This window comes from Litorivita pollutaquae (assembly GCF_003205515.1).
Taxonomy (GTDB): Bacteria; Pseudomonadota; Alphaproteobacteria; order Rhodobacterales; family Rhodobacteraceae; genus Litorivita; species Litorivita pollutaquae.
The window spans coordinates 34,764-57,928 of sequence record NZ_KZ826490.1 but is presented as its reverse complement, the minus strand read 5'-3'; the positions used below and the strand labels follow the sequence as shown (position 1 = coordinate 57,928).

25 protein-coding genes, 1 pseudogene and 1 riboswitch are annotated in these 23,165 nt (G+C 59.0%); of the genes and pseudogenes, 12 read left to right on the top strand and 14 right to left on the bottom strand.

Going from position 1 to position 23,165, the window contains the following annotated elements:
• The first annotated feature begins 3 nt into the window (after nt 1-3).
• From DI396_RS14335 to DI396_RS14305, 7 genes are all read left to right on the top strand, one after another.
• The gene (locus DI396_RS14335; RefSeq protein WP_370001670.1) at nt 4-1,158 is read left to right on the top strand and encodes a M23 family metallopeptidase; all 1,155 of its coding nucleotides are present in this window, start codon (nt 4-6) and stop codon (nt 1,156-1,158) included.
• Between the two features lie 3 nt (nt 1,159-1,161).
• Complete coding sequence (locus DI396_RS14330) at nt 1,162-1,617, top strand: DUF411 domain-containing protein (protein WP_035253402.1); 456 nt, start codon at nt 1,162-1,164, stop codon at nt 1,615-1,617.
• A gap of 99 nt (nt 1,618-1,716) precedes the next feature.
• A complete protein-coding gene (lspA, locus tag DI396_RS14325) occupies nt 1,717-2,199 on the top strand; it encodes a signal peptidase II (RefSeq protein ID WP_035253400.1) in 483 nt (160 codons plus the stop codon).
• 265 nt (nt 2,200-2,464) lie between these two features.
• Nucleotides 2,465-2,800 (top strand): DUF1636 family protein, encoded by a 336-nt coding sequence (locus DI396_RS14320; protein ID WP_035253399.1) that lies wholly within the window; start codon nt 2,465-2,467, stop codon nt 2,798-2,800.
• A gap of 144 nt (nt 2,801-2,944) precedes the next feature.
• Nucleotides 2,945-3,158: riboswitch (cobalamin riboswitch) on the top strand.
• A gap of 34 nt (nt 3,159-3,192) precedes the next feature.
• On the top strand, nt 3,193-3,363 hold the full coding sequence (locus tag DI396_RS14315) for a CbtB domain-containing protein (RefSeq protein ID WP_074964317.1): 171 nt from the start codon (nt 3,193-3,195) through the stop codon (nt 3,361-3,363).
• Nucleotides 3,364-3,367: 4 nt separating this feature from the next.
• Entirely contained in the window at nt 3,368-4,066 is a 699-nt protein-coding gene (locus DI396_RS14310; protein ID WP_035253423.1) for a CbtA family protein, read from the top strand.
• Nucleotides 4,067-4,134: 68 nt separating this feature from the next.
• Nucleotides 4,135-4,638: a hypothetical protein gene (locus DI396_RS14305; RefSeq protein ID WP_035253397.1), complete on the top strand. Its 504-nt coding sequence runs from the start codon at nt 4,135-4,137 to the stop codon at nt 4,636-4,638.
• A gap of 138 nt (nt 4,639-4,776) precedes the next feature.
• On the opposite strand, the gene mntR is transcribed toward DI396_RS14305, so the two are convergent.
• Nucleotides 4,777-5,226: a manganese-binding transcriptional regulator MntR gene (mntR, locus tag DI396_RS14300; protein WP_035253395.1), complete on the bottom strand. Its 450-nt coding sequence runs from the start codon at nt 5,224-5,226 to the stop codon at nt 4,777-4,779.
• A gap of 137 nt (nt 5,227-5,363) precedes the next feature.
• Here mntR and DI396_RS14295 point away from each other — a divergent pair, with 137 nt between their 5' ends.
• From DI396_RS14295 to phnE, 4 genes are read left to right on the top strand one after another with little or no spacing between them, the layout of a single operon-like run.
• Entirely contained in the window at nt 5,364-7,217 is a 1,854-nt protein-coding gene (locus tag DI396_RS14295; protein WP_035253393.1) for a cytochrome c peroxidase, read from the top strand.
• A complete protein-coding gene (locus DI396_RS14290; protein ID WP_035253390.1) occupies nt 7,217-8,077 on the top strand; it encodes a phosphate/phosphite/phosphonate ABC transporter substrate-binding protein in 861 nt (286 codons plus the stop codon). The genes DI396_RS14295 and DI396_RS14290 overlap by 1 nt, the downstream gene beginning before the upstream one ends.
• On the top strand, nt 8,074-8,844 hold the full coding sequence (locus DI396_RS14285) for a phosphonate ABC transporter ATP-binding protein (protein ID WP_035253388.1): 771 nt from the start codon (nt 8,074-8,076) through the stop codon (nt 8,842-8,844). Before DI396_RS14290 ends, DI396_RS14285 begins: the two co-directional genes overlap by 4 nt.
• On the top strand, nt 8,844-9,587 hold the full coding sequence (gene phnE / locus DI396_RS14280; RefSeq protein WP_046212119.1) for a phosphonate ABC transporter, permease protein PhnE: 744 nt from the start codon (nt 8,844-8,846) through the stop codon (nt 9,585-9,587). The genes DI396_RS14285 and phnE overlap by 1 nt, the downstream gene beginning before the upstream one ends.
• A gap of 240 nt (nt 9,588-9,827) precedes the next feature.
• Here the strand turns inward: phnE and DI396_RS14275 are convergent, their stop codons facing one another.
• Nucleotides 9,828-10,304, bottom strand: a complete 477-nt coding sequence (locus DI396_RS14275; protein WP_046212149.1) for a L,D-transpeptidase family protein — start codon at nt 10,302-10,304, stop codon at nt 9,828-9,830.
• Nucleotides 10,305-10,398: 94 nt separating this feature from the next.
• Nucleotides 10,399-12,747 (bottom strand): heavy metal translocating P-type ATPase, encoded by a 2,349-nt coding sequence (locus DI396_RS14270; RefSeq protein ID WP_081806556.1) that lies wholly within the window; start codon nt 12,745-12,747, stop codon nt 10,399-10,401.
• Nucleotides 12,748-12,931: 184 nt separating this feature from the next.
• Between DI396_RS14270 and DI396_RS16800 the strand changes: the two genes are divergently transcribed.
• Nucleotides 12,932-13,204, top strand: coding sequence for a hypothetical protein (locus DI396_RS16800; protein WP_081806555.1), 273 nt, complete (start codon nt 12,932-12,934; stop codon nt 13,202-13,204).
• A 73-nt stretch (nt 13,205-13,277) separates the two neighbouring features.
• On the opposite strand, the gene DI396_RS14260 is transcribed toward DI396_RS16800, so the two are convergent.
• The 11 genes and pseudogenes from DI396_RS14260 to DI396_RS14210 all read right to left on the bottom strand — a co-directional run bounded on the left by DI396_RS14260 (nt 13,278) and on the right by DI396_RS14210 (nt 23,165).
• Nucleotides 13,278-13,940, bottom strand: a complete 663-nt coding sequence (locus tag DI396_RS14260; RefSeq protein WP_046212120.1) for a L,D-transpeptidase — start codon at nt 13,938-13,940, stop codon at nt 13,278-13,280.
• Nucleotides 13,941-14,328: 388 nt separating this feature from the next.
• Nucleotides 14,329-15,714 carry an IS1182 family transposase gene (locus DI396_RS14255; protein ID WP_035253452.1) on the bottom strand — a complete coding sequence of 462 codons (1,386 nt, stop codon included), beginning with the start codon at nt 15,712-15,714 and terminating at the stop codon, nt 14,329-14,331.
• A 128-nt stretch (nt 15,715-15,842) separates the two neighbouring features.
• Nucleotides 15,843-16,919: a TrbL/VirB6 family protein gene (locus tag DI396_RS14250; protein WP_035252574.1), complete on the bottom strand. Its 1,077-nt coding sequence runs from the start codon at nt 16,917-16,919 to the stop codon at nt 15,843-15,845.
• 12 nt (nt 16,920-16,931) lie between these two features.
• Nucleotides 16,932-17,345 (bottom strand): hypothetical protein, encoded by a 414-nt coding sequence (locus DI396_RS14245; RefSeq protein ID WP_110796900.1) that lies wholly within the window; start codon nt 17,343-17,345, stop codon nt 16,932-16,934.
• Nucleotides 17,342-17,536: pseudogene (locus DI396_RS16890) on the bottom strand (hypothetical protein). Before DI396_RS16890 ends, DI396_RS14245 begins: the two are co-directional and overlap by 4 nt.
• Nucleotides 17,533-18,519: an ATPase, T2SS/T4P/T4SS family gene (locus DI396_RS14235; protein ID WP_110796899.1), complete on the bottom strand. Its 987-nt coding sequence runs from the start codon at nt 18,517-18,519 to the stop codon at nt 17,533-17,535. Before DI396_RS14235 ends, DI396_RS16890 begins: the two are co-directional and overlap by 4 nt.
• Nucleotides 18,520-18,523: 4 nt before the next feature.
• A complete protein-coding gene (locus DI396_RS14230) occupies nt 18,524-19,903 on the bottom strand; it encodes a TraB/TrbI/VirB10 family type IV secretion system protein (protein ID WP_110796897.1) in 1,380 nt (459 codons plus the stop codon).
• Nucleotides 19,900-20,595, bottom strand: a complete 696-nt coding sequence (locus DI396_RS14225; RefSeq protein ID WP_110796896.1) for a TrbG/VirB9 family P-type conjugative transfer protein — start codon at nt 20,593-20,595, stop codon at nt 19,900-19,902. Before DI396_RS14225 ends, DI396_RS14230 begins: the two co-directional genes overlap by 4 nt.
• Nucleotides 20,596-20,597: 2 nt before the next feature.
• Nucleotides 20,598-21,251, bottom strand: a complete 654-nt coding sequence (locus DI396_RS14220) for a VirB8 family type IV secretion system protein (RefSeq protein WP_110796893.1) — start codon at nt 21,249-21,251, stop codon at nt 20,598-20,600.
• Nucleotides 21,252-21,267: 16 nt separating this feature from the next.
• The gene (locus DI396_RS14215; protein WP_110796891.1) at nt 21,268-22,077 is read right to left on the bottom strand and encodes a type IV secretion system protein; all 810 of its coding nucleotides are present in this window, start codon (nt 22,075-22,077) and stop codon (nt 21,268-21,270) included.
• Entirely contained in the window at nt 22,077-23,165 is a 1,089-nt protein-coding gene (locus DI396_RS14210) for a lytic transglycosylase domain-containing protein (protein ID WP_110796950.1), read from the bottom strand. Before DI396_RS14210 ends, DI396_RS14215 begins: the two co-directional genes overlap by 1 nt.

Genomic DNA, 23,165 nt, shown 5'->3' with positions numbered 1-23,165 from the left:
TCCATGCCACGTCTGGAGGTTGCGAGCGCCGATACTCTCTTACCGACGATAGAACCTCCGCTCTCCAACTGGTCACGCGATATCGCAACCGGCGAGACGCTCGACACCGTTCTTGAAGAAGCAGGTCTCTCAGCGACTGACCGTGCCGAGGTCGCTCTGGCCCTCGGCGCGGAATATGATCTGAGGCGACTTAGGCCTGGGCATTCGGTCACCGTTGTCTCGACGATGGACGGCAGCCCGCGCAGCGTCGCGCTCTCCGTCGAGGACGGTGTGCGGATCGAGGCGATCTTTGGCGAAGAGTTGGCCACGCAGGTCGTGACCCCGGCTCCCGACTTCATAACATCGGCGGGCGAAGCGGTGATCGACAGCTCGCTTTTTGCCGCGCTGGAAGAAGCCGAGATGCCTGCCCGCTTCGCTGTCGATTTGGCACAGATGCTGGGTGGAATCGTCGACTTCCGTCGTGAGGTGACCGGCGGAGAAACGCTTCGGCTACTGTGGCGCGAGGCCCGTGTTGGCGAAGACAGAATTGGTCAGCCGGAACTTACCTTTGCATCGCTGGAGATCGGCGGCGCACTTTATGAAGTTGTCTGGCCGGTAAGCGGTAGCGATCGGGCAACGATTTACGTCAATGGCACGGTTCTCCGCGTTTTTGCACAGCCTGTCGAAGGGGCGCGATTAAGCTCGGTATTTGGCCGCCGTACGCACCCGGTCTACGGCAATGTCCGGATGCACACAGGTGTCGATTTCGCGACGGCAAGCGGAACGCCGGTTCAAGCGACAGCACCGGGACGGATCAGCTTCATCGGCTGGCGGGGCGGCTATGGTCGCGTGGTCGAAATCGCCCACGGCTCAGACACAATGACACGCTATGCGCATCTCAGCGCTGTGCCCGAGGGCCTGGCACAAGGCCAACGCGTTGCGGCGGGAGATGTGATCGGTCGCGTCGGCGCGACTGGCACGGCGACGGGCCCGAACCTGCACTACGAAGTCCTCGTGGATGGACGCCCTACTGACCCCCTCTCTGACGACAGACTTGCCGAAGCGGCTGAGAGCGAAGCGGATGATACAGCCGCGCTTTTGCGTCTGGTCGAGGCGCGGGCGCTTCTGAATGAAAACCTCGGCAGCGACATTGCCGAAACGACAACCGAAAGGCTCTGACCCATGAGACGCATGATCCAAGCTCTTGCCATCACACTCGCCCTGTTACCGGCGGCGCAGGCCCTCGCGGAGGCAACCCCAATAGACGTCCGCAAGACCAATGGATGCGGTTGCTGTCTGTCCTGGATGAATCATCTTGAGGAGAACGGCTTCGCACCAATAGGCCAGGACATGTTCGGCGGCCTTCTCGTGCGCTTCAAACTCGACAACGGAGTGCCGCAGCGCATGGTCTCCTGTCACACTGGGCTCGTGGACGGTTACGTGATTGAGGGACATGTGCCTGCAGCCGACATCCGCCGCCTTCTGAACGAACGCCCCGATGCGGTCGGTCTCGCAGTCCCCGGAATGCCCTATGGTTCGCCAGGGATGGGGCCGGAAGACGAACGCGATGCCTACGACGTCTTCTTGATCCAGAAAGACGGCTCGACCGAAATATTTTCGAGCTACCCAGCAGGGTAACCGAGCCGAATTATGGAAGTCCTTTCCCCAATCTAGCTAACCTATTCAGCCGCTTCAGCGCAGACCGGCCAATGGTATCCAAAGTAGTTACGTTGCAACATGTTGACAGTCAACAAAACACAAGTACTCGGCATACTAGCTGTCGTCGGCGCCGTCGCCACTGATCAGGTAACAAAAGCCTGGGTTGTCGCGAGCGCCGATACCCTAAAAGACGGGATCGCTGTCTTTCCCGGGCTTAATCTCACGTTCCATCGCAATGATGGCGTAACCTTCGGGCTTTTGGGTGGCGCCCCCTGGTGGGGCCTCTTGCTTCTTGCGCTTATCATTTGTGCCTGGCTCCTGATCATGATGCTTCGCACAGAGAGCAGTATAGAAGCGATTGCGTATGGGGCGATCATAGGTGGCGCGCTCGGCAATGTCGTTGATCGCATCCATTATGGAGCCGTAACAGACTTCCTTGATTTTTTCATTGGATCTGCACACTGGCCGACTTTCAACATGGCAGACGTATTCATTGTCGGAGGTGCCGGATTACTGCTGGTGGTACCAGTGATCCAGAGGCACTTCGAGGGCGATCATTGAAGACATTGCCCCAAGTTTCATTCGGCGGATTTTTTGCCTGAGCAACTGTTTCCTCGATTTGCCGGACAAGAAAAATTTCTCGTGCCACAAGTCTGAATAATCTATGTTGGCATTGTAGGTGCCTACTCCGGCGAGCTTGCCGATCGCTCAAGTATTGACTTTTCTAAAGGCACCGCGACAAAACCAAGTTTCGAAATCGAACCAGTAACCACCCGCAGATATTGAATCATAAAGAAGGTTGCTCAAAAAAGGACTTGCTCGGCGCATGCACCTACCAACGCTTACTTTATGCCGAACCTGCCGTGACGCGGATCCAACCCTGTATGATCAAGTGGTATCAACGCTAAAGGCAGCGAATGTGAAGGCAAAATTGCAGCACGTCGATTGCATGTCCGGCTGCATGCGACCACAAACGCTTGCAGTCCGACAGAACGACAAGACTGCTTATCTTTTCGGTGAGATAACTGCTCAAGACCTGCCGGACATCCTGACATTCATCCGGATGTATCAGGAAAGCCCAGACGGTAACTTCGCGGATGCAAGGCCACTTGGAAAGCTGCGTTTCAAGGCTATTGCTCGCATTCCCGCAGATGTGCAGTAAACCACCCGCACCACGATATTAGTAGCTCCTGCGGTGAATTATTGCATTCAGTACAGTGTTGACAGCAGCAGATTTCAAATCAATTTGGCGCTGCGGAACTTAGGCATGCCGGTTTCGTACTTGACCTGCTACCGCCTAATCGGACAGAAACAGTCATTACGGTGCTCAAAGGTGCAAATGCATTAGAGCTGAAACGGGAATGAGGACGGTGGACCAAATCGCGGCACCGAAACCTCAACCGCCCCCGCGACTGTGAGCGGCGAGCTACCTTCCATTTCCACTGGTGCGAGAGTGCTGGGAAGGGGGAAGACGGCATCGACCCGCGAGTCAGGAGACCGGCCGTATATTGAACGTAACTTGCGCCGTCGGGTGTGACGGCAAGGAGGACTAAAATGACGACAAACGCTATCAAAGCATCCGCTGTAGGATCAACCATTCTGCCCGCAGTGTTCGCCCTTATTCTGGGTTTGGGTGTTGTTACTGTGACCGGCCATGCTCAAGCTTCTGGCCTGCATGACGCTGCTCACGATGTGCGCCACGCAACTGGCTTTCCCTGCCACTAAGACCATGTTCAGTCGTATTCTGACCAGCGCGTTGTTCGCTGGTGCTGCAGCGGGGCTGATTGCCGCCTTGCTGCAGCTTTATTTCGTGCAGCCTGTACTTCTCCACGCCGAACTTTATGAGGGTGGCGATTTGGTGCATTTTGGCGCTGATCCTGTGACTGCGCATCCCGAGTTGCCCGGCATGTTCGCCGAGCCGGTGCGCGACGGCCTAAGCATCATCTTCACGATGCTGACGTATACTGGCTATGCATTGGCCCTTGTGGCGCTTATGTCGATTGCCGAACAACAGGGTCGTGAGATTAACGGTCGCACCGGTTTGCTTTGGGGCTTGGCTGGCTTTGTTGCCTTCCACTTTGCGCCTGGCTTGTCGCTGGCGCCTGAAGTGCCAGGCGTAGCCGCAGCAGATGTCGGTGTGCGCCAAGTATGGTGGACTGCTACTGTTGCCACAGCTGGCGTCGCCATGTGGTTGATCGCCTTTGGAGGCAACTTGGTGAGCTATCTGATCGCCGCTGGACTGCTGATAGCGCCTCACGTCGTCGGTGCGCCTGAACCCGACACCTTCGCTGGCCCGGTTCCGACCGAGATCGGCGCGCTATTTGCCGCCCGAGCCTTTGGCATCGGCATGGCCGCTTGGGTGTTGCTGGGAAGCTTTGCCGGATACTTCTGGCAGGCTGAAGGCAAACGCGCGAACGCCGCCGCCTGATTCCTTTCCTCTATTGCTTTCCCGCCGGTCACCGCCGGCGGGAGCTTTCATTTATTGAGGAGGACAAAATGTCCCGTTCACTCGCTCTCTTCGCCATCGGGCTGATTTTTGGCGGCGGCGTCGGCTTTGTGATCGCGGCCGGCAGCGGCAGCACCTTTGACAGCCACGACCATGCTGACCCGTCTCAACATGGTAGCAATGCGGAGATGGCAGCCCATGACCACTCTGCTGTCACTAACTTACCGGCCGACAGCAATGCCCCCAGCGTGGCGATCAAGATGATTAAAGATCCGATGGCAGGTTGGAACTTGCACGTGACACCGCAAAACTTCCGATTTTCTCCTGAGAATGCCTCTACTGAGGAAATACTTGGTGAAGGTCACGCGCATGTCTATATCAACGGCGAAAAGCTGGGGCGCCTTTATGCCAACTGGATACACCTCCCATCACTGCCGGATGGCGACGTTGAGATAAAAGTTTCCCTCAATGGCAACAGCCACAGCCCGCTAATGGTTGGGGGCTTGCCCGTCGAGGCCAAACTAATCGTTCAAGCAGACGATGACGGCTCCTGAGCAAAACTCAGATCTTGACTGAACTTCGGTCGCAGGGGCCTTGCGCCCCTGCATTGCCATGGTTTGCATGTCAGGATCGAATGCAATCCTCCCCTGAGCGCATCATTATGGCAAATGGCAATAGCATGAACCAACTCGCTATCGGCTCATTTTACTCTGTGAAAAATCCTTGAATACGCGAAGCGTCTCTTCGCTTACATGATGCTCGATACCTTCAGCATCGTGCTCGGCCACGTCTTTGGAAATACCCAGGGCGATAAGGAACTCCACAACAATTCGGTGCCGCTTTCGACAAGCCTCGGCCAATCGCCGCCCAGCATCCGTTAGGCGTATTGATCGGTAAGGTTCCTGCACAATGAAGCCCTCGCGTTTAAGCCGGGTCAGGTTCTTGGACACAGTGGGCTGGGTCACGCCGAGCCGCTCGGCAATCTCCACGGGCCTCGCTGAACCGTTCTGGTGAATCAGCTCCGCGATCAGCTCGACATAATCCTCCACAACTTCGCTTTGTCGGGCGGCGCGGGCTGCCTCGAAACCGCTCACCTGGTCGTCAGGTTTACGTCCGAATAGTTGTGGTTTCTGATCGGTCATTCTGCTCTCGGTGTCTATTGCTGGTGCGGAACCCTGCTTGCCGCGCCTTATTGTGTATGCACCAGCGACGCGGGCCTTGACAATGACATAGACTTTTCTACAAAACTTAGCCAAGGCTAATAATTATAGACTGAACCATGAAACACCTGATTGCATCTGCCTTGATTGGCCTGCTTCCGCTTAGTGTGGGGGCCACTGCCATTGAAGAAGCCCCTTGGGCACCTCGGGCCGCAGCCTACCGGCTGAGCCTATTCATGGCGAACTTGACACCCGTTCCCTGGGAGAAGATTGAAAACAATTGGACTGCTCCGGCACCCGGCAGCGCAGTTGCGGTGGAGGCACTGTCACGGGTATCGGATAGCGACGCCCAGAACATTCGTGCAGCGCTGGCTGCGGAAGACCGACAGGCCCTGTTTGCTGCCATTACAACGGCATTGGCCAAAGGTATTCTGCAGCACCTAGAGGCAGCCGAGGCGACACTTGGCCAGCCTGAAGCCGCATTTGAGGTTGCGCAGTCTGCGGCCTTGTACCGCGCGTTCGAGGACGGCATCCTGGCGGCGGACAAGCAGGCCGCACACGACCTAGGTCGCGCCTGGCTGGTTCTGAATTCTTCTCTGGGTAGCACCGGTATTTTGAACAATGGCGCTCAAGACCCGAATGTGGCGCGATTTGCTGAGGCGCAAAAAGTTATCGTGGAGTACATTGAGACAAACTATCTGCCCTCCGTTTTTGTCGAACGTGGCAAGCTGACCCCGGCACCGGAGAGCGCAGTGCGCTCCGGTACGCCGGTAGTGTTGCCCGCCACACTCCCACCGGGCTCCAATATTGCTGATCAGCGCGAGCTACCCCGGCTGGTGCTCCAGTTTGAAGAGGCTGGCGAGGATGAGGCCAACCTGCCGCTTGTGGCCTATGGCGACATGCTGTTCGACAGCCCTGAAATCTTTGGTTCCCCAGCACGTGACCTGGGCATTGCCTGTTCAACTTGCCACAACCGGTCCGATGTGAACCGGGATTTCTTTATCCCCGGCCTCTCTAGCCATGCTGGCGGGATGGATGTGGACAGCTCCTTCTTCAATCCGATGTTCAATGACCGGGAAGACGATCACCTGGATACGCCGTCAATGCGAGGCATCCGCTTTACAGCGCCTTACGGGCGTGATGGGCGCGAGCCGAGCCTGCGCAGTTTTGTACGCAATGTGATCGTGACCGAGTTTGCCGGAGCGGAGCCAACGCCGTTCCAACTCGATGCGATGGTCGCCTACTTGCGCGCCTTTGACTTTCTGCCCAACCCACAGATAGACGAGGCCGGGCGGCTGACTGACAAGGCCTCTGAGGCTGCGAAACGCGGTGAGGTACTGTTCAATACCGAATTTGCCGGGCTTGGCGACAGGTCCTGCGCCTCCTGCCACACCCCGGACCGGTTTTTCCGAGATGGGCAGACCTATGACATTGGCTCGGCCGAGCCGCCGTTCCCGGGCGGCACCGCAACCCCATTCGAAACGCCCACATTGCGCAATGTCAACTTCACCGCGCCCTACATGCATGACGGATCGCTGGCGACCCTAGCGGGGGTTGTAGACTGGTTCAACGATACCAAGGATCTGGGCTTGGATGCGGAACAGCGCGCCGATTTAACTGCCTATCTGCGCGCGGTAGGAGATGGTGAGGAGCCCTACCAGCGCTTTGAAGGCCGAGACAGCGTGTTCCGCCTGTCGTGGGAAGAGCTTACCACTTTTGCTTCGACGCTGGACACACTGATCCCGATGCGGGATGCGGAGAACATCGCCGTATTGATTGATACTGTTGCACCGGATCTGGCGGCAGATGCGAGCGTTATGATCAATCAAAACGCTAAGCCAGAAATCTACCGATTTGCCGCAATTCTTCAGGCAGTTGGCGATGCCAGCGCCGCTGGCGACTGGGCTGAGGCGAGCCTCCAGTGGGACGCTTTCAAAACCATGCAAGCCGAGATTGATGAGAGGATGTTCTGATGCTGTCGCGCCGTACCTTTTTGACCACTGTCGCTGCCGCCCTAACAGTGCCAGCAACTGCCTCTGCGGAAGAGGCACTGAAACTCGCCTTCATTCCGCAAGAAAACCCAGAGAAGCTGTTGGGGGATATCGAGGCGATCACTGCCTGGCTGTCCCAGCAGTTGGAGGTTCCAGTCACCGGCTTTGTTACCTTTGATCATGCTGCGGCAGTTGAGGCATTGCGCAATGGTGATGCCGATATCTCCTTCATGGGTGCCTTGCCCTTTGTGCTGGCAGAAGACCAGATCGGGGCGGTGCCACTTCTGTCCGAGGTTTACCGCGGCCAGCCGAGCTATTCGGGCCGGGTGTTTGTGCGCAAGGACAGCGGCATCGAGACGCTGGCCGACCTGCAGGGCCGTGACATTGCCTTTGCCGATCCGGTGTCGGAGTCCGGCTATCTCTATCCGCTCGACCTGTTTGTGCGCGAAGGACTCGTTGCGGATGCAGGCGATGCGGACCGGTTCTTTGGCCAGAAGTTCTTTGCCGGTGGTTATCAGCAGGCAATGCAGGCTATGGCCAACGGGTTAGTGGATGCTGCGGGTGCCAGCCAGTATGCCGATCTTTATCTGACGCCTGAGCAGCAGGCCGAGGTCAGGGTGCTGGGCGAAAGCGCGCAGATCCCCAGCCATGCCATCATTGCCCGGCCTGGTCTAGATGCGGCCTTGCAGGCCCGCTTCGTGGATGCCATGCTGCGCCTGAACCAGGCTGAGAACCAGTATTTGCTGGCCTATCTCTACGGCCCAGACGGCTATGTGGCAGCAGATCCCAAGGTCTATGACGGGGTCAGGCAGATGGCACGCCGTTACGGCTATCTAAAATGACCCAAGCGCTTGCCCTCCATGCTGTGTCGCATTGCTTTGACGACGCTGAGGCCCTGCAGGATGTGTCGCTGCAGGTGGCACCGGGGGAATGTGTGGCCTTGCTGGGGCCTTCGGGCGCCGGCAAGTCGACCCTGCTGGCCTTGCTGGATGGGCGGGTCCGGGGATGGCGCGGTCGGGCTGAGGTACTGGGCAACCGGCTTCCAAATGATCGGGCACCAGAACGAAAAACCCGGCTAGAGACTGGCTTCATCTTTCAGGAGTTCGCCCTGGTTGACCGGCAGAGCGTTTACCAGAATGCGATGAACGGGCGGCTGGGGCGAATGCGCCTCTGGCCGTCGCTTTGGGGGCGATACGGTGCGCAGGATCACCTCAAGACGACCATCGCGCTGGAGGACACCGGCCTAACGGAGTTGGCACAGCGCCGTGCAGATCAGCTTTCAGGTGGTCAGCGCCAGCGAGTGGCCATCGCCCGCTGCCTGGCGCAGGAGCCTGAGTTGATACTGGCGGATGAACCGGTCAGCAACCTCGATCCAGCCCACGCCGAACGCATTCTGGAACTGATCACCAACACAGCGCGAAATCGCGGCATCGCTGTAGTCTTCAGTTCGCATCAGCCAGAGCTTTCGCGGCGCTTTGCCGACCGTATCGTTGGATTGCGCGCGGGCGCGGTGCTGTTTGACAAGCCCTCCGCGATGGTCGGCAACGATGACATCAGCGATTTGTACCATGGAACAGTACCTGGTGACGGATTGCGGGTGGTGAGCTGATGAGCCGGATCTTGGTTTGGATGGTACTCGGGCTTGCTGTGCTGTGGGCTGCAGGAAACGCTGACATCGGCTTGGAAAAACTGCCCGGAGCGGGTCCGAGGCTAGCAGAATTTCTAGGCCGGATGATACCACCGGACCTTTCTGTCTGGCCGGAAGTCCTTACAGGCCTAACCGAGACACTGAGAATCGCCATTCTTGGGACGCTGTTTGCGGTCGTCCTGTCGGCGGGGCTGGCTGTACTTGCGTCTGAGACCCTTGTACCCGCAGCCATCTGGCGCCCGGTACGTGCGCTGCTGGCAGTGATCCGGTCGATTCCGCTGATCTTGGTGGCGATGCTGATGGTGGGGGCAGTCGGGCTGGGCCCACTGCCCGGTATTCTTGCAATCACTTTTCATGCCACCGGCATGCTGGCCAAATTCTATGCTGAAGCAATCGACAATGTCGGTGCCGCACCACTTGCTGCATTGGAAAGCGCAGGTGCCAGCCGAGCGCAATTATTGCGGTGGGCGATCTGGCCACAGATGGCACCAGTTGTGCTCCGCGACACTGTCTTCCGCTTTGAACTGAACCTCCGCGAAAGCTTGATCTTAGGTATCGTTGGCGCCGGGGGCATCGGTCTGTACGTTCAGACTTACGTGCGTTCGTTCCAATACGACAAAGCTGCAACTGTCACGCTTGCCATCATCGCTCTTGTGCTGCTGTTCGAAGGTCTAAATTCGGTTTTACAAAAGCGGTTTTCGTGACGATTTTGATCAAGGAAGGTCGGAAAATTCAGATTTCGCAGCGTTTTCAGTTTCGTAGTGCCATTCGAAGAGCTTTCCCTACCATTCATCGTTCGCCAGACCCACTGAACTGGGGTTCGCCTATCTTGCTCATTACCTGTGTTCTTCGGTTTGATCAGTCTACCTTGAAACTGTCAGTCTGCCGCACCGACAACAGTTTTTTTGAGAAGCACAGCCGCCACCGTTTCCAGACAAATTCGGTTATGAGTAGATATCAATAGGTGTCCCGTTCTTCACCATTGCATAGATATCTTCTATCTCCCGATCCGAAACGGCAATGCATCCGGCCGTCCAGTCGCGCTTGTTTGTCGGGTCAATGCCAGGGCGCGGCCCCCCATGGATGAAAATATCTCCACCAGGGGAACGGCCCTGAGCCTTTGCGTATGCGATATCCGCCTCGTTCGGGTACGAGATCCCGATGGAAAGATGAAACAGGCTTTCGGGATTTCGCCTGTCAATCACGTATGATCCTTCTGGCGTGCGCCCGTCCCCTTCGAATTGCTTGTGACCCTCAGGCGCAAAGCCAAGGCCCATTGGGATAGTGCGCAAAACACCCTCTGGTCCATCAAGGACAATCATGCGCTGCCCCTTGTAGACCCGCACCCGGGTCACCTCCGGCCCCCTGTAAGTGCGGAATTTGTTTGCACATCCAGAAAGAATTGTCGCCAGAGCTCCCAGGAGGATTGTGCGACGTGTAACTCGAAAATTCACTGCTCAATGCCTCTTTCATGAGGTTTTTCAAACTTGACACTAGCGTGCTGTGCCAGCCCGTTCAATGGCCGTGCGCCAAAGCACCTTCGGCCAGTCTGTCGCCGACGCGGTCACCGCCTTTGGGCGGAGTCTCCGCGTGGTGTCCGTTTAACAGCCTGAGCGCATTTGCGACAACCAGCAGTGACACGCCAACATCTGCGGCAATGGCCCCCCACATCGATGCCATCCCAAACGCTGTCGCCACCACGAAAACGGCCTTGGTTGCCAGCGAGGTTGCGATGTTTTGACGGATGATCGACATCGCACGGCGGGAATGGCCTATGAGCCAGGGCACCCTGCCAATGTCATCAGTCATCAAGGCAATGTCCGCCGTCTCGATGGCCGCGTCGGAACCAACCGCGCCCATGGCGATAGCATAGTGGGCCCGCGCCATGGCGGGGGCATCGTTTACGCCATCGCCAATCATGGCCACCATATCGTGCGCTTCGACCAGGTCTTCGATGGCCGTCACCTTGTCCTCGGGCAGAAGCTCCGCGCGCACCTCGTCGATGCCGACCTCTGTCGCGACCGCGCGCGCGGTGCGTTCATTGTCGCCCGTCAGCATGACGATGGTTTTCACGCCCTGCGCATGCAGACGAGCCACGATTCCCTTGGCGTCGGGGCGGATGCGGTCGCGCAGTTCCAGAATACCCATCACCCCATTTGCATCACCAACAGCCACCAACGTACTACCGGCAACTTCGATACGGTGCCGAAGGTCTGTCGGAATGGCACTTCCAAGCCCTTTTTCCTCGGCGAACCGGTCAGAGCCGAGCCAGACCGCCCGATCCTGTACCCTGCCTTCAAGCCCACGCCCCGGTACGGTCCGCGTATCGTCCGCCGCGGATACATCAAGGCCGTCGACTTCTGCACGTACAAGGATAGCGCGCGCTAACGGGTGGGAGGATCGCGCTTCAAGCGCCGCCGCTACGCCCATCAGATCCTGCGTCGACGCATTCCCTAGCGGATACATTGCAGCAACTTCAGGCTCGCCGATGGTGATCGTACCGGTCTTGTCCATGGCCAAGGCTGAAGTGCGTCCCGGAGCTTCGACATAAGCACCGCCCTTGATCAGCACCCCGGCGCGGGCCGAGGCTGTGAGCGCGGCGACGATGGACACGGGCGTCGAAATGACCAGCGCACAAGGGCAGGCGATCACCAGAAGGACGAGGGCGTTGTAGAACCAGTCATCCCAGGCTCCACCAAATACGAGCGGTGGCAGCATCGCGACGGCAATGGCGAGCGCCATCACGATGGGCGTATAGACGCGCGCAAATTTCGCCACCCATTGCTCCACGGGCGCGCGGCGGGTGTGGGCGTCGCCTACCATGCGGATGATCTTGGCGAGCACCGTGTCGGAGGCCGCCCTGGTCGCGCGTACCGTCAGCGTGCCCTCGCCATTGATCGTGCCCGCATAGACCTCGTCACCCGGCTCCTTCGGCACCAATGCGCTTTCGCCAGTGATCGGGGCTTGATCAACGGCCCCGGCGCCTTCGATCACTTGCCCGTCCAATGGAATGCGGTCCCCGCCACGCACCACGAAATGTGCATCGATGGCGACGGCTGACGCCGGAACATCTGCTTCAGAACCATCTTCGTAGACAACCCTTGCAGTAGGTGGCGCTAGGTCGAGCAAAGCCGAGACAGCGTTCCGCGCCCGCCCGACACTCCAGCTTTCAAGGTACAGCGAGAGAGAGAAGAAGAACGCGACCGTTGCCGCCTCGAAAAACTCGCCAAGGCCGATAGCCCCGGCCACAGCGACCACCATCAAGAGGTTCATGTCGGGCGATACGCGCCGCGCGGATGACCACGCCTTCGGGGCGACAAGCCAAACGCCAGCCAGGATCGCGATAGCAAAAAGCCCCGCTTCGACCAAAGGCATCACTGCTTCTCCATGGCCGGAAAAGAGACCGATCGCACCGCCCATCCCGGTTTCTGCGATGTGATACAGAAATCCTGCCGCCCAAAAGCCTCCGCTCAGCATTGTGAACAGGCGCTGACGGGCAAGATGCGCAGCTTGATCCTCCGAAGCGTTCTCGGCATCCCAGGGTTTTGCGCTCATACCCGTGGTCGCAACCAGTTGAGTGATCTCTCCATCCGACACTGCGGCAGCGCTGTGGAGTATGATCATGCGTCCGTTGATGACATCGAATGCCAGGTGCTCCGCCCCGCCCACTTTCGGTCCAACGACCTTGTTGAGGATCGCCACTTCTTCTGCGCAATCAAGACCGCTGACCTGAAAACTCCGGCCCGCTCCATCTTGTGGCACGGGACCAAACTCTTCGTGTGAATGGCTTCCTCCACAGCAGGCATGTTCACTTGCACATGTTTCTGACTTGGCTCTATCAGTTGGGTGTACTTCAGATACCACAGTTTCAGTTTTGGCGGCCATTCGGCATCTCCAGAATCATTGCTTGGCTGGACCATAACTCCTACAGTCGCTAGAGGTTCAAGAGGTATTTTGTTTCGTATATAGTTTTCGGCTGCCAAGGGGCGCGCGAGTATAAAACCAATCGGCGGACACGCAATCAACGAAGAAAGGCGACAAGGAATTTATGAAGACTCAGCAATTTGCCGGACCGATCGGACTACCGCTACTTGGGGTACTGCTGCTTGGCGCATGCGCGACGACAGATCAGAACGGATCCCAAAAAATCGGAAACGTGCCAGAGGCTATCGTGGAACTGGCTGATCCAAGTCAAAACCTTGCAACAGCCCGGCTCCGCGAAGAAGACGGATGCTACTGGTATGAACACAACGGACCCGTAGAAAAGACCTTGCTTCCCCTCAGAACCGCTGGTGGCAACCCGATTTGTGTTGCTCGGTAAACGTAACGATCTTCCTGACATCTCCGGCCCACGTTGAGGGCCGGAGCGAAGATCAACGCGTCACAATCCTGCACTAGCTGTCCGAAACAACACTCTGTTCGGCAGAATACAGGTATACGGTCGACCCTATGGCGACGTTTGAATAGAGATCATTGATATGTGCCATGACCATCCGGACGCAGCCAGAACTCGCTCGACCGCCAATCGACCAAGGTTTAGGTGTCCCGTGGATGCGAAGGTAAGTGTCTCGGTTGCCAACGTAGAGATAAAGAGCACGTGACCCGAGTGCATTCTTCGGCCCCGGCTCCATCCCATCCGCAAATTCTGCGTTTTCCGGATTTCGTTCGATCATTGACGCTGTTGGGGTCCAGTGTGGCCATTCGACCTTTCGCCGAATGGTGTAGGTTCCTGGTTCGTAGAGATTTCCACGCGCGATCGCCACTCCATACCGCATCGCTGTACCACCTTCTTCAATGTGATAGAGATAGCGGGCGACTGCATCGACATGGATGTCACCTGGCACAAGGCCATCTTTCGCAGCAACACGTTGCGGCAAGAAACGGGGATGCAGCCCCCACGGATTGGATGTCGCCGGGTCATAGTTGCTGGGCGTTACCTGAGAATCCCACGACGCTTTTTGGCCGGTCGTTGGCCAGCTACTGGCCAAAGCCGGTCCCGCGATCGGTAACGAAAACATCGCAGTGGACGTGGAAATGAAATGGCGCCGGGTCAGCATAGGTCCTACTCCAAAGAAATTGTTTGTGCACCTCCAGCCGCGGCTTGGATGCCTCGAGTGCCTTGTAGAACCTCAAGCCACTATAGGTTCAAGGCCTCATTTATGAGCGATGATCAAGTCCTCGTGAAGGGATGGCTCTCCTTCTGCCGCTGGCATCTGACAGATCACAGGCCAATTTTACAAGCATTTTGGATCTTACCGGTGTCGATACTCTGCCACAAACCCTTGGCGAAACTCGGTTTGATTTTGTCACTTTTTCATCCTCGGCTATGAGAGCCTACATTGGAACGCGATGCAGCATTGTTCACTTTGGGCTGATTCTGTGGAAAAACAACGTGTTGCTGACGCAGAAAGCGCGGTGCTGAACATAGCGCGAGCGCCTTTTCTATCAGGCTTTGCGCGTTTGCTGCGGTGCGGGAAAGATCTTTGCCAGTTTGCGGAGGTTTTGGGCGGTTGCGGCGAGGAGGAATTCGTCATTTGCACCGCATGGTCCGCGTAATCGGAGCCGCCCGAGGCCGAGAATGCGTTTGAGGTGAGCGAAGAGCATCTCGACCTTCTTTCGGAGCTTCATTGAGATCTCGTATTGGCGGGTCTTGGCGATGTCGCGAGCGACTTGACGTGCGTCTTCGTGTTCTTCACGTGTGATCTTGCGAGCGTCGGCATTCGGGCAGCATTTGGCCTTTGATGGGCAGGCCTGGCAGGTCAGTTTCAATGCGCGATAGCGGGCTGTGCCTTTGCCGGTGGGTCCTCGGTTCGGGTCGGAATAGTTGCGACGGAACTGCTTCAGCGCGTGCCCCTCCGGACAGATGTATTGATCGTTCTCTGCATCCCATTCGAAGTCAGCACGCGTCCATGTGCCATCGCTGCGGCTGGACTTGTCAAAGACAGGAATGTGTGGGGCGATCTTGCGTTCGACAAGCCAGCCCAACATCGGCCCGGTGCCATAGGCGGTATCTGCGATCAGGCGCTCCGGGTGCAGATCAAACCTGTCTTTCACGCGCCTGAGCATTGTTTTGGTGGACCCAACCTCGGCCTGCCGAATGGATCGTGTGGCCTCGACGTCGACGATGACCCCATAATCCGTATCGATCAGATAATTGTCGGAATAGCTGAAGAATGCAGGACCTTTGCGGGCTGCCGTCCATTGACTGGCGGGGTCGGAATGTGATGTGAACTTCGGCTGCACATTGCTGGCAGCGCCAAAGGCCGCCTCATCCAATGTGTCGAGATACTCTCGAACGGCGCGTGGTGCATCCATGGGATCAATGGTTGTCGCGTCCCATTCTTCCTTCGGTGTCGAGTTCTGCTTGTTGGCGTCAGCCTCGATCAGACTGGCGTCGATGGCCATACGTTGGCCGCTCACGAGACCCTCTGCGATGCAACGGGTAACAGTCGTCTCAAACAAATGGCGCAGCAGTTCGCTCTCCCGAAACCGCCCATGTCGGTTTTTCGAGAAGGTCGAATGGTCGGGCACGCGGTCATTGAGGTCGAGCCGACAGAACCATCGATAGGCCAGGTTCAGATGCACTTCCTCGCACAGGCGGCGTTCGGAGCGGATGCCAAAGCAATACCCCACCAGAAGCATGCGGATCAGGAGTTCAGGGTCGACAGAAGGGCGGCCCGTGTGGCTGTAGAACTCCGCAAGATGGGTGCGAATGCCACTCAGATCGACAAACCGATCAATCGAGCGCAACAGGTGGGCTTGAGGCACATGATCTTCCAGCGAAAACTCGTAAAACAAAGCCGCCTGCGCTTCTTGTCTCGGTCCCATCATCACTCAATCCCCCGTTCAATATGGAAATTGAATCAGTGACTTCGGCCTCGATCAAGGGTGAGTTTTTCAACAGAATAGGCTCCCACCCGACGTTCGCTACGGGATGCCTGAAGGTCGGCTAAGGGCCGTCACCGTCGGCCAAGTCGACCCAGTCTCGCCAGCTGCGCCAGCATTTTTGACCCCGAGTCTGCGGATCCTGTGCCTCCTGCGGAACCCGTCTGCCCCATGCCTTGCCTCACGGGCATCTGCTGCACGCCGAAGAACTGCCGCGCCCTGAGGGCTGCGTATTCTGCGCCACTTGCCCCACCGATCAGGTAGCGATTGTAGGCCTGCTTGCTGCCCATTGCGGCGCGGGCAAAGCTGTAGCCGCCGCCGAGACCACCGGAGAGGGCGGGCATCATGATGTTTCCGGAGATCGCGCGGACGATGAAGGGCGTGGCAATGATGAAGCCCTTGGCCATGAGGACCATCATGAAGAAGGGGATGAGCGCGCCGATGTTGGAGGCCCCTTCCGGGTCGCCAAGCTCGCCGATGAGTGCGGAGGAGACGCCCGTGATTGTCGCGAACACGCCGGCCACGACGATGGGGTAGAGCGCGAAGGAAACCAACGCCGACAGCCAGCGTGCGAAGTAGTCTTTGGTCACCTCGAAGAGGGTCAAAAAAATCATCACCGGGGCAATCCCGATCAGAAGCGCGATCATCAGTCGGGAGGCCACGAGGATGAAGGCGGCGAGCCCGCCGAGGATGGAAAGCAGCAGGACACCGACGATGTCGAGCATGGCGCCGGCCATCCAGTTCAGCTCGGACCCGGCAGCGTTCAGATAGTCCCCCAACTCGGCGATCAACCGGTCGAATTCTTCGGCGAAAGTTCCAGAAGGACCGGGAGTTCCACCACCGACCGAAGCCACGAGCGCCCCCGCAATGCTGTCGATCCCTGCAAGGATAGCGGCGGAAAGCGCGTTGAACTGCACCCAATTGGTCGCAAATATTCCGATCAACCCGATCTTGACTGCGAGCCAAAAGGCCGTGCGCCCGTCCATCGCCTTATACTGGTAGATCATGTTCAGGAAGACGAGGATCACCACCAGAGTTGTTCCCAGCACCAGAAGCGTGCCGACTGTCGCCGCGACCGACCCGAACTGGGTTTCCGCCGCGGTGTCGAGATAGCCCTGTGAGGTTTCAACGAAATAAGTGACGACGCTCATAACGGGACTACCCTACCAATTGCCTGCAGCTTCGCAGAGGGCTTTGGCGGCAGGGCGGACGGCGCTGGCGCGGCGGTTGTAGGCGTCCGAGGCCTGCAGCATTTCCCAGCGTTCGTCACTGGCGTGGCGCTCACGAAACGCCCCCTCGGCATCGTCCCAGGACGGGAACCGGATTTCGCAGTCGCAGCTGCCAGTCTCTACGATGCGTTCAAGATTTTGGGCTCGGTAGATGTCTTGAACCAGCACGCGCTGATAGGCTTGGCGCAGGGGGATCTCCTGCATCCACACGGGTTCAGCGGGCCGTTCTGGACAGACGTCGAAACTGCGCTCGAGGGTCGGCACGAGATTGCGCTCAGCGAAGCCGGGTGCCGACGTCAGGCCCAGGACCAGCGCAGTCAGTACGAGGGTACAGCCCGCCTGCCTCATGCCGTGGCTCTGGCGGGTGTGGTCTCGCGCTTCAGGAAGACAGTGTGTCCCACATTGGCGAATTCCGAGGAGCTGATCGACACGACCTCTCAGCCTTCGGCCCCCTTCACATTTAGGCTGGCCTGCATGTCGGCAAGACTGGTTTTGCGGGTCATGGGAAAGGACAGGATATCGTATTCAAAGGTTTTCATTGGGAGGCTCCGATCTCATTGTTGCCGGGAAGGTAGAATTCGGTGATGCCGCGTTTGCCGTCGTGGCGACCGGCCTGGATGATCACATCGATGGAATTCTCGATGTATTGGATCATGTCGGCATAGGTCATCGGGATCTCGGTCTTGAGTGCGGCGATGGCCAGACGCTGCACGGCCAATTGCGGGGTTTCTGCGTGCAGCGTGGTCATGGACCCACCATGGCCAGTGTTGATCGCCTCGAGGAAGGTCATGGCCTCCTTGCCGCGCACCTCGCCCAGGATGATCCGGTCGGGGCGCATGCGCAACGTTGCGGTGAGCAGCACATCGGCGGTCTGGAACTCCGCATCGCGATTGGCGATGAGGGTCACGGCATTGGGCTGGGTCGGCAGAAGCTCGGCGGCTTCCTCGATGGTGACGATGCGTTCCTCGGATGGCACGTGCGAGAGGATCTTGCGCGCAGCCACGGTCTTGCCGGTGGAGGTGCCGCCAGAGACGATCATGTTAAGCTTGTTGGCGACGCAAAAGGCCAGCGCATCGTCGATCACGCCCGCGGCCACCACTTCGCGCAGTTCGTGGGTTTTCTCGAGGCGGAGTTCTTCAAGCTTGCGTTCCTTGCCAAAAAGGAAATCAAGCGCAAGCCCGTCAAGCGGCAGGCTTGAAAAGAACCGCAGGCTGATCGACATGGCCGAGAGCACGGCGGGCGGGGTAATGACCTGTGCTCGGATCGGGCGACCCTTGTAGGTGATCGAGACCGAGATGATGGGGCGGTCCTTGCTCATCGTGGTGTTGGCGGAGGAGGCGATCTGGTTGCCGAGGTCTTTCACTTCGGTTGCAGTCAACGCCTGGTCCAGCTTTCGCATGAAATGATCGCCCTGGAATTCGCCCCAGCAGGAGCCGTCGGGGTTGATGCAGATCTCGATGACATCGTCGCGGGCGGCGGCTTCGATCCGGTCGAGGGAGGTTTCGAGATAGCTCAGCGACATGGGCTCAGAATATCTCCAGATCGCGGTCGACCATCACCGTGACGCGCGCGCCCTGGTCGACATAGATGACGGGGCCGATGGAGAGATAGTCGCCAATCACGCTGTCCGTGGCATCCGCTAGATCATCGCCCACGTCTTCGAGCACGTCCGCGGCTGTTTCGTCCTGGACATTTGCGGCGGCGGCGCTTGGTGCGGCGGAGATCAGTGAAATCAGCGCTGCCGAGCCAAAGCGCTCATCAAAGCGCGTATCGACAAAGCCAGTCACACCTGAACGCCCCAACTCATCACCCCCGAAGGAGCTGATCTGGACGGTCTGATTATCGGGCAGGATGATCCGGTCCCATGCGATGGTGACGCGGCGCTGCGCGATATCAACGCCCGAACGATACCGCCCGATGAGGCGGGATCCACGCGGGATCAAGAGCCGAGAACCGTCGAAACTGAACACATCTTCAGAGACCACGGCACGGGTCTGGCCGGGCAGGGAGCTGTCGAGGGCGGTTTCCATTACGGCCTGGATCATCGTGCCCTGGATGATCGTGTTGGAGGGGTTGGCGATGACCTCAGCTTGCGTCACCGAAGTGGGCAGCGCACCATTCAGCACAAAATCCGTCACTTGCCCAAAAGTCCGTTCGGTCAAAGCAGTTTCATTTGCGCCTGAGGTGCCGCCAAAGGCGATGGTGGGCGAGGTGATGCGGCGCTCCTGAAACGCGCGCTCCTCAGCAGCGCGGCGTTCAAGTTCCGCGAGCCGTCGTGCTTCTTCCTCGCGGCGCAGCCGTTCTTCTTCCCGCGCGCGCAACTCGTCCTCGGTGGGCCCAGTGGGTGCGGGGAGGGGGCGGTTGGCCTCGAGTTGGGCCAGTTCCAGATCCATGCGGAGTTGCTCAAGGCTGCGATCCCGCGCCGTCAGTTCGTCCTGGAATCGTTGCTGTGCGGCTTCCGAGGCGGCTTGGAGCGCAGCGATCTGAGCGGTCAGCGCGTCGATCGCCTCTGCGGCGGCGGTGTCTTCCTCGACGACCGGTTCAGGGGCGTTGCGCAATTCCTCGATCTGGGCCTGAAGGGCTGCGAGCTGTGCCAGAAGCTCAGCATTGGGCTCGACCGGATCGGGTGCGACGAACACAACCTCGGGCTCGGGCGGGGGCAAGGTCTCGATGGCGCCGAACCCGTCGCCTTCGTTCTGGAACACGTCCGGCGTGGCCGTGGGAAGGACTTCCTCTTCCTCGGGTTGGGACATGAGATAGAGCAACGCACCGCCCGCGCCGATCACGAGGACGACGACCAAAGCGAGCAGCGGTGAGCGCCGTGGGGCAGGGGGCGAACCAGCGCCCTTGCCTTGTTCTAGAGCAGCGAGGCGTTTCTCGAGGTCTGCGTTTCCAGTATCGCTCATGAGCCTACCCCCGCAGGTGGGGTGGCCTCGATGCAGACCACCTCCTCCCCGATCCGCAGCACCCATTGTCGGTTCACACCTGAAACCCGGATCACGCTGTCCTCGGTGGCTTGCGTGTTGACCGTGCGCTCACGGCCATTGGCGTAGCGGAAGATCGCAGGCACCGGCGCGTTCCGCGGAAATTCGAAATACGTAAACGTCCCGTCATCCCAGACACGGGTGGGGGTGAACTCGGTCCGCGCGCTGGCACCGTAATTATAGTTCGGCGCTTGGGCCGCGATGGCACGTGTGGGCCGCGTATTGTCTTCGGGGTAGCGGAACTGGACCACGTAAAAGGTCGGACTGCGGGTCTCCTCGACGTTGAAGTAATAACTGCGCCTGTTCGTGTAGACGGTCACATTGGTATGCACCCCGCGCGCCACAGGCTTGATCGCGAAGGCCTGACCGCCCGGGACGCCGTCGATCTCGAAGCCCTCGGTGTCGCCCGCAATGATCGAGCGGATGCTTTCGCCCTCGCCGAACTCGATGGTGGTCACATGGGTGAGCGACACGCTGAGACGGTAGACCTGACCCTCCTGGTAGGTGGCCAAGCGCACTCGGCTGTCGTTGGGACCGCCACGCGGGATGGCTTCGGCGAAAGCAAGGCCGGGCAACAGGGCAATCAGCAATATGAAAAGTCGAACAGGGAACAAATTCAATTCTCCAATCTGTCGGAGCGGATGGAATATTCGAGGACCGTGAAGCCGAAGGGGTTGGTCCAGACCTCATCGATGGAGCGGCGGGTCTCGGGGCGGAACTCGAAGAGAAGCGTGGCGGTGAAAAGCCCGGTTTGGACGCCATTGATGGAGTTCAGGCGCTTGCGCAGGCGGACCGTCGCGCGGTTGGTTCCGATCCGGTTGATGCTGAGGATCTCCACGTCGAGCCGCGCATTGGGGCCATAGACCGTCGGCGGGTAGTTCTCATTGGCGCTGTTCCAGATCTGGCGCAGCCCGCTCTCGGCAGCTCCGTCCGAGCGGCGCAGGACGTTGCGGATGCGCAGATCGTTGTCGAGCTGGTTATAGACCTCCCGGTCGGTCACATAGCGGAACACCTCCGCCTCGATGATCGCCTGGTTGGCGGTCACCGAGGAGGCGCCGACCGAGGCTTCGGGGAGTGCAAAGCCGGTGGCGGGATCATAGGGCACGACCACAGGCGGCGGATCGACATCGAGAATTGCGACAGTCGCCGCGCTCAGGCATCCGAGAATGCCGAAGATGAGCCCGATGAGCCCAAGGCGCTGCCAGAGCCGTTCGCGGCGCAGCGCACCATAGACCAGCTCTTCTTCGATGATTTCTTGTTCACTCGCCACCTGTCACAACCCTTGATCAGTCTGCCCGCAACTCGGGCAGCGTGAAGTCCATAAACCGCTGCTCCTCGGCGATGGTGGCGGCATCGATCACGCCGCCTGTGCCGTCCCCCACGGTTTGCACGGCCTCAAGCTGCCACATGGCCACGAGCGCGATCGCCAGTTCCGCCGTCACCCGCGTGTTGAGGTCGATGCTTTCCTTGAGTTCGTCCATGTCGTCGATGAGACCGACCAGCCTGTCGACGCGTTCCAGCGATTGGCCTGCGTCTTCATAACTGTTCTGGGCAGCGGCCGAGACGAGCGCGCCGGTCGTCGCTTGCGTCGCCACACGATTGGCCCCGGGATTTCCGCTGGTGGCCATTTCCGAGAGGGTGTCGTCGTCAAAGCCGAGATCGGCCAGCACCCGGTCCATCTGGGTTTCAATCTCGCCCGCACCGGAACCGGACAGACCGGAGAAATCCCCCGTCTTGATGGCCTCAATCGTGGCGAGGATGTCTCCGAACTCTTGGTCGAGCAGGCCGTTCAACTCGTCTTCCATTTCCGTGCGGATGATTTCCGGCAGTTCAGCAAGGCGGGTCAGGGCTTCGTAGGTTCTTTGCAGCTCCGCGAGTTGGTCCGTGAGAAGGCCGAGCTGTTCGCGGAGCTGCGTCAGCTGCTCGTTTTGCAGGATCTCGTCTTCGATCATCTGCCGGAGCTGCTGGATGTTTTGCGCGATATTCTGGGTGTCGACGACGGGTACGCCCTGTGACAGGGCAGGGGACAGGGTGCCGACATACAAACCGATCCCAAGCGTCGTGGCCAAGGCCGTCCTCACGAGTAAGTCTCTCATCAGTCTATCTCCCTGATCGTGAATTCCATGAAGGCGCCCTCGGCCATGCGGGCGCTGGCCTGTGCCAATTCCTCGGCCGAAAGCACGCGGGTCCGCGCCGCTTGAAGACGAATACGCGCGGCGACGAGACGCACGAGTTCGGCGCGGGCATAGGTGTTGAGCGCGACGCTTTCCTGCATGTCTTCCGTCTCGGAAATCCGCTCGACGATGTCCGCAATACGCAAGGCGGCCTGCCTAATCGCCGCAGGGGAATTGTTGCCATAGAAAGCCGCGCCGTGCCCGGTGATTGAGAGGTTCGCATTGGCTAGAAGCGCCGGATCGATCGTGCCGAGCGCTTCGATCCCACCGATGCGGCTCAGATAGAGATTGTAGCGTTCGGGGATGACCTGGACGTAGTGCTGGGTCTCGGCAAAGGGCGGGACACCGCCATATTCGAACACGCGACCGGGTCCGGCGTTGTAGGCCGCGAGGGCGTTGATGATGTTGCCATCGAAGGTGTTGAGTTGGGTGGCGAGATAGCGCGCGCCGCCATGCACCTGCAGGTAGGGGCTGTCATAGTAATCCGGGTTGATGCCGAGATCGCTGGCCGTACCGGGCATAATCTGGGTGAGGCCAAAGGCGCCGACCGGCGAGCGCGCGCCGATGGTAAACCGGCTTTCCTGCCAGATGAGCGCCTGTAGGAGTGCGCGCCATTGAACCGGGGAGAGGCCCGCGCGGCCAACGCCGGCAAAGCCGCTGGTTTCCTGGGCGACGCGGATGATGAGTTGTTCAATGTTTTCGGCGGCATCCCCGAACATCTGTGCGCCGCCGGGATTGGGGTCGATCTCGGCATTGCCGTAGACCGTTTCGACGGAACGGGCTGGATCGCCGCTTCCGTTTTCCAGCCCTGAAATCATCGCGGTCAGGCCCTGACCGCCGAAGCTGGTCTGGGCATCGAGGATGCGTTGCAGGGTTTCCAGCTGCTCCCGTTCGATCTCGGCAATGAGTTCGCGCACGGCAAGCTTGTCCGCCTGAACGGCCAAGTCAGCCTCGCGATCGCCAGTCTCGACGATGTCACGCGCGGTCAGCCCGCTGTCATTGGTCGGCAC

Excerpts from the sequence above, each read along its gene's own strand:
- DI396_RS14335 (WP_370001670.1), top strand. The coding sequence starts at position 4 with ATGCCACGTCTGGAGGTTGCGAGCGCCGATACTCTCTTACCGACGATA.
- DI396_RS14330 (WP_035253402.1), top strand. The coding sequence starts at position 1,162 with ATGAGACGCATGATCCAAGCTCTTGCCATCACACTCGCCCTGTTACCG.
- lspA (WP_035253400.1), top strand. The coding sequence starts at position 1,717 with ATGTTGACAGTCAACAAAACACAAGTACTCGGCATACTAGCTGTCGTC.
- DI396_RS14320 (WP_035253399.1), top strand. The coding sequence starts at position 2,465 with ATGCACCTACCAACGCTTACTTTATGCCGAACCTGCCGTGACGCGGAT.
- DI396_RS14315 (WP_074964317.1), top strand. The coding sequence starts at position 3,193 with ATGACGACAAACGCTATCAAAGCATCCGCTGTAGGATCAACCATTCTG.
- DI396_RS14310 (WP_035253423.1), top strand. The coding sequence starts at position 3,368 with ATGTTCAGTCGTATTCTGACCAGCGCGTTGTTCGCTGGTGCTGCAGCG.
- DI396_RS14305 (WP_035253397.1), top strand. The coding sequence starts at position 4,135 with ATGTCCCGTTCACTCGCTCTCTTCGCCATCGGGCTGATTTTTGGCGGC.
- mntR (WP_035253395.1), bottom strand. The coding sequence starts at position 5,226 with ATGACCGATCAGAAACCACAACTATTCGGACGTAAACCTGACGACCAG.
- DI396_RS14295 (WP_035253393.1), top strand. The coding sequence starts at position 5,364 with ATGAAACACCTGATTGCATCTGCCTTGATTGGCCTGCTTCCGCTTAGT.
- DI396_RS14290 (WP_035253390.1), top strand. The coding sequence starts at position 7,217 with ATGCTGTCGCGCCGTACCTTTTTGACCACTGTCGCTGCCGCCCTAACA.
- DI396_RS14285 (WP_035253388.1), top strand. The coding sequence starts at position 8,074 with ATGACCCAAGCGCTTGCCCTCCATGCTGTGTCGCATTGCTTTGACGAC.
- phnE (WP_046212119.1), top strand. The coding sequence starts at position 8,844 with ATGAGCCGGATCTTGGTTTGGATGGTACTCGGGCTTGCTGTGCTGTGG.
- DI396_RS16800 (WP_081806555.1), top strand. The coding sequence starts at position 12,932 with ATGAAGACTCAGCAATTTGCCGGACCGATCGGACTACCGCTACTTGGG.
- DI396_RS14260 (WP_046212120.1), bottom strand. The coding sequence starts at position 13,940 with ATGCTGACCCGGCGCCATTTCATTTCCACGTCCACTGCGATGTTTTCG.
- DI396_RS14255 (WP_035253452.1), bottom strand. The coding sequence starts at position 15,714 with ATGATGGGACCGAGACAAGAAGCGCAGGCGGCTTTGTTTTACGAGTTT.
- DI396_RS14250 (WP_035252574.1), bottom strand. The coding sequence starts at position 16,919 with ATGAGCGTCGTCACTTATTTCGTTGAAACCTCACAGGGCTATCTCGAC.
- DI396_RS14245 (WP_110796900.1), bottom strand. The coding sequence starts at position 17,345 with ATGAGGCAGGCGGGCTGTACCCTCGTACTGACTGCGCTGGTCCTGGGC.
- DI396_RS14235 (WP_110796899.1), bottom strand. The coding sequence starts at position 18,519 with ATGTCGCTGAGCTATCTCGAAACCTCCCTCGACCGGATCGAAGCCGCC.
- DI396_RS14230 (WP_110796897.1), bottom strand. The coding sequence starts at position 19,903 with ATGAGCGATACTGGAAACGCAGACCTCGAGAAACGCCTCGCTGCTCTA.
- DI396_RS14215 (WP_110796891.1), bottom strand. The coding sequence starts at position 22,077 with ATGAGAGACTTACTCGTGAGGACGGCCTTGGCCACGACGCTTGGGATC.